Source organism: Ameyamaea chiangmaiensis, assembly GCF_013376175.1.
GTDB classification, from domain to species: domain Bacteria; phylum Pseudomonadota; class Alphaproteobacteria; order Acetobacterales; family Acetobacteraceae; genus Ameyamaea; species Ameyamaea chiangmaiensis.
In genome coordinates this window covers 1-4,059 of the sequence record NZ_JABXXR010000195.1, presented here as the reverse complement: position 1 = coordinate 4,059, position 4,059 = coordinate 1, and the positions used below count along the sequence as shown (strand labels likewise).

At 68.9% G+C, this 4,059-nt stretch carries 4 protein-coding genes; 2 read left to right on the top strand and 2 right to left on the bottom strand.

The genetic code is table 11. The annotated features are described in order from the left end of the window. Positions 1–861: lysylphosphatidylglycerol synthase domain-containing protein (locus HUK82_RS14915; protein ID WP_176614706.1), on the top strand; the 861-nt coding region annotated here is incomplete at its 5' end. 63 nt (positions 862–924) lie between these two features. Next, entirely contained in the window at positions 925–1,851 is a 927-nt protein-coding gene (locus tag HUK82_RS14910) for a prephenate/arogenate dehydrogenase family protein (protein WP_176614705.1), read from the top strand. 42 nt (positions 1,852–1,893) lie between these two features. On the opposite strand, the gene pyk is transcribed toward HUK82_RS14910, so the two are convergent. Then, positions 1,894–3,333, bottom strand: a complete 1,440-nt coding sequence (gene pyk / locus HUK82_RS14905; protein WP_176614704.1) for a pyruvate kinase — start codon at positions 3,331–3,333, stop codon at positions 1,894–1,896. Between the two features lie 79 nt (positions 3,334–3,412). Next, positions 3,413–4,059, bottom strand: a 647-nt coding sequence (locus HUK82_RS14900) for an SH3 domain-containing protein (RefSeq protein ID WP_176614703.1), incomplete at its 5' end; no start/stop codon positions are given.

The window sequence follows — 4,059 nt, the reverse complement described above, 5'->3', positions numbered from 1 at the left end:
CGGGGCATCGGCCTGCGCCATCTGCTGGGCGCGCGCATCGTGCGCGACGCCGCCGCCACCTGCCTGCCGTTCTCGGCCCTTGGCGGCATCGTCATCGGCATGCGCGCCACCTGCCAGCGCGAACATGGCGGGCACCACGCCGTCGCATGGCCCGAAGCGGCGTCGGCCAACGTGGTCGACATCACGACCGAGGTTCTGGGCCAGATCGTCTTCGTCCTTCTGGGCGTCGTCTGCCTGATCGGACACCAGGGATCGGACCGGTTCGTCGGCCCCGTCGTGATCGGCGCGGTGCTTCTGGCTTTCGGCATTGCCGGTTTCATCTGGACGCAGCAGAGCGGTGGCACAGCGATGCGGCGGCTGGCGCGCTTTCTGGGACGCAACATCGCAACCCAGTGGCAGCACACGATGCTGGACGGCATGGGCACCCTGCAGGAGCGGCTGGAAGACATGTGGTCGCACCCCGGCCGCATCGCCGGCGCCGCCGCCCTGCATCTGGTGGCCTGGATCGGCAGCGCCGCCACCATCTGGGTGGCCTACCGGTTTCTGGGCGCCCACCTGTCGCTGACCAACGCCATCGCCATCGAGGGCGTGACCTGCGGCATCATGTCGGCGTCGTTCCTCGTCCCCGCGTCGCTGGGCGTACAGGAAGCCGCCTACATGGCGCTGGGCGCCGCGTTTGGCATCGACCCGTCTCTGTCCATGGGCCTGTCGCTGCTGCGGCGCGGGCGCGATCTGGTGATCGGGGTTCCCGCCCTTCTGATCTGGCAGATCGGTGAAATGCGCCGTATGCGATACCGACGCACCCTTGAACGCCAGCAGGACTACGCCGACCCGGCCATGTCCAAGAGCAGCGCGTCCTGAGGGTTGCCGTGGATCGGCGGCCAGGATGCCTTTCGATCCCCTCGTGTTTCCGAGTCTATGCCCATGACCTCTCCTACGCCCCCGACCCACGAGCCGTCCCCTCCGCGTGAGCCGCTGTTCGGCACGCTGGCCGTAATCGGGCCGGGCCATATCGGCTCGTCCGTTCTGCGGCGCGCGCGCCTCGAGCCCGCACTTGCAGGGCGCCTCGTCACCACCGACGCCAGCGCGGAGGTGCGGCAGATCGCCCGCACGCTCGCCCTGGCCGACGAGGTGGCCGACACGGCGGCGGACGCCGCCCGCGCGGCGGATTGCGTCATGCTCTGCGTACCCGTGGGAGCCATGGGCGCGGTCGCCGCCGAGGTGCTGCCGGTCATGAAGCCGGGCGCGATTTTGACGGATGTCGGCTCGACCAAGGCGTCGATCATAGCCGATATCGCGCCCTACCTGCGTGACGACGTGCCCTTCGTCCCCGCCCATCCGATGGCCGGTCGCGAGTTCTCCGGCCCCGACTCCGGCTTTCCGACCCTGTTCGAAAACCGCTGGTGCCTGATGACGCCGACGCCGGACACGCCCGACGACGCGATCGCCCGCATACAGGCTTTGTGGGAACGAATGGGCGCGCGCACGCGCAGGATGGATGCCGCCCATCACGACAAGGTATGCGCGATTGTCAGTCACCTGCCGCATCTGCTGGCGTTCACCATCTGCGGCACGGCGGACGATCTGGCGGAGGAGACGCGTTCGGAAGTGCTGGATTTCGCGGCGTCTGGCTTTCGCGATTTCACGCGGATCGCCGCCTCCAACCCGGTCATGTGGCGCGACATCTTCCTGAACAATCGCGAGGCGCTGCTTGAAATGCTCGCCCGCTTCACCGAGGACGCACAGGCCATGGCGCGCGCCATTCGCTGGGGCGACGCCGAGTTTATCGTCGACCGGGTCGAGCGCGGCAGGCGTATCCGCCGCAGCCTGCTGGAAAACCAGCAGGCCTGACGGATCGCGCGGGCGCCGGCCTCACACGGCCGGCAGCCCTGTTCAGGTCACCGTGAAGACCCGCAGCGTGTTCGTCGAACCCGGCACGCCGAACGGCAGACCGGCCGCGATGACGATCTGGTCGCCCGTGCGGGCCAGCCCGTCGGACACCGCCGCCTCGGACGCCTGTCCGACCACGTCCTCGATCGTGTGAACCGGTGTCTCCTGACCGAGTGACTGCGCGCGCACGCCCCAGACCACACTCAGGCGACGCGCAACCTCGTCCTCCGGCGCCAGACCCACGATCGGGCAGGCCGGACGTTCGCGCGCGATACGGAGCGCCGTGGTGCCGCTTAGCGTAAACGCCGCGATGGCGCGCGCCCCCAGCGCATCGGCCACCGAGGTGGCGGCCGCCGCGATCGCATCGGCCACGTAAGCCTCCGCGCGCGGGCGGGACGCCTGCATCTGCGACTGCCAGCCGGCGTCCTGCTCCACGGTGGAGATGATGCGCGCCATGATGCCGACGGCTTCCAACGGATACTGTCCCGCGGCCGTCTCGGCCGACAGCATGACCGCGTCCGCGCCGTCGAAAACGGCGGTCGCCACGTCGGAGGCCTCGGCGCGCGTCGGCGTGGGGGCGGTGATCATGCTCTCGAGCATCTGGGTAGCCACGATCACCGGCTTGCCGAGCTGACGGGCCAGACGGATGATCCGCTTTTGCGCCAGCGGCACAAGCTCGGGCGGCAGTTCGACGCCCAGATCGCCGCGCGCGACCATCACGGCATCGGACAGCTCGAGGATCGCCTCGAGATTGTCCATCGCCTGCGGCTTTTCCAGCTTGGTCATGATCCAGGCCCGACCGCGCGCGATCGCCTTGGCTTCCTCGACATCCTCCGGACGCTGCACGAAGGACAGGCCGATATATTCCACGCCCAGTTCGAGCGCGAAATCCAGGTCCCGACGATCCTTCTCCGTCAGCGCCGGAATCGGCAGCACGATGTCGGGCACGTTGACGCCCTTGCGCTCGGACAGCCAACCACCGACCACCACCTCGGTCTCGAGGTAGTCGGGACCCGTGGCGACGACCACAAGCCGCAGCTTGCCGTCGTCCAGCAGCAGGTTGCTGCCGACGCGGGCCGCACTGATGATCTCGGGATGCGGGAGACGCACCCGGTCGACCGTTCCCGGCGCGTCGTTCAGATCCAGACGGAACTTCGCACCCGGGCGCAGTTCGACCTTGCCGTCAGCGAAAACGCCGACCCGCAGCTTTGGGCCCTGCACGTCGGCCAGGATCGCGATCGGACGGCCGATCTCAGACTCGACCGCGCGAATGGCCTCGTGCCGGGCGGCATGGTCGGCATGGGCGCCGTGCGAGAAATTCAGCCGGAAAACGTCTACACCGGCCAAGGCAAGCTTGCGGATCACGGCGATGTCCGACGAGGCCGGCCCAAGGGTCGAGACAATCTTTGTGCGCCGCAGTCGCGACGTAATAGTCGGGGTCATCCTCACTCTCTTCCTTACCAAATCCCGTGCGCCCGGCCGGTACGCCGGTGAGCCTGCCCCGGGCAGATCCGCAGACGGCTCAGGGCTGGATCGCTTCCTGCGGCAGGAGGCCCCAGAACGCCCCCCTGTGCAACCAACCGCCGTGGTTCTTCACGGAAACCTTACACCAGTCCGAGCCCACCGGGCACTGCCGAATCACTCCAACCACCCCGGGCTTGAGGACCGCGACGACGCCGGACTGGTCCGACGCATCGGTGCGCAGGATCGTCCCGCCGGCGACCTGTTCCGCATCCTGGGCGGTCGGCACGGTCGCGATGACGCGCGTGTCGGCGCGACCGATATGATCCCCGTCCCGTGCACTCGCCTCACCCGCCTGGGTACCGGCGCCTTCGGGCGGCAGACCGGGGATGACGAAGGTGCGCGTGCCCGTCAGCACAGCCTGATGCACCCATCCCTTTTCCCCGTCCGAATCCTCGACCAGACGCCATACATCGAACTCGCGCTCGATCCGCACGGGCAGGTCGCGACGGTGATAGACCCAGGTGATCGGATACCGCTCGCCGGGGCCCGAACGCATGTTGACCTCGCCCGCTCGGAAGGCGGCATAGCGCGGCAGAGGCAGACCGGTGTTGGACCCCTTGTCCGTCGGGGCAGCCGGCGGCACGTCCGTCAGCGCCGGAGCCGGGGTGTCGACCGCCGAGGCCGGGGCCGCGGCCCCGACGGCGG

Excerpts from the sequence above, each read along its gene's own strand:
- HUK82_RS14910 (WP_176614705.1), top strand. The coding sequence starts at position 925 with ATGACCTCTCCTACGCCCCCGACCCACGAGCCGTCCCCTCCGCGTGAG.
- pyk (WP_176614704.1), bottom strand. The coding sequence starts at position 3,333 with ATGACCCCGACTATTACGTCGCGACTGCGGCGCACAAAGATTGTCTCG.